We start from the raw sequence: 360 nt of genomic DNA, 5'->3' as shown, positions 1-360 counted from the left end.
AACCCGGCGTCCAGCATCTTCGGGCGTGCGTGCGTCATCAGGTAGTCGACGTGGGTGCGCAGGCGCCGCACGCGCACGTCGATGTAGTCGACATCTGCCCAGCCCATCAGGAGGCCGAACGCCACCGGCTTGGCGGCGCGCGACTCGCGGGCGAAGACCAGCACGGCGCCTTCGCTGCGATCGCCGGCCCAGCCGACGTAGGGGTGCATGGTGGGGGCGTCACGCATGGTTCAACGCCCGGCTTGGATCTGGATACGAAAGCTCGCCGGCCAGCACGTCCAGCGCCTGCTTCGTGATCGCGCTGATCTCGTCGGCGGTGGCTGCTCGCGGTTCGGCGCTGACCCAGTCCTGCCCGTGCGG

Annotated in this window: 1 protein-coding gene; it reads right to left on the bottom strand. The window is 69.7% G+C overall.

What is annotated here, in order from left to right:
* Positions 1–227: hypothetical protein (locus SB719_RS19200; protein ID WP_412159608.1), on the bottom strand; the 227-nt coding region annotated here is incomplete at its 3' end.
* Positions 228–360 lie beyond the last annotated feature (133 nt).

The organism is Pantoea sp. SIMBA_079, from assembly GCF_046940275.1.
In the GTDB taxonomy this organism is placed as follows: Bacteria; Pseudomonadota; Gammaproteobacteria; order Enterobacterales; family Enterobacteriaceae; genus Pantoea; species Pantoea borealis.
The sequence above is the reverse complement of the archived record's forward strand: the minus strand, read 5'-3'. Positions and strand labels throughout refer to the sequence as shown.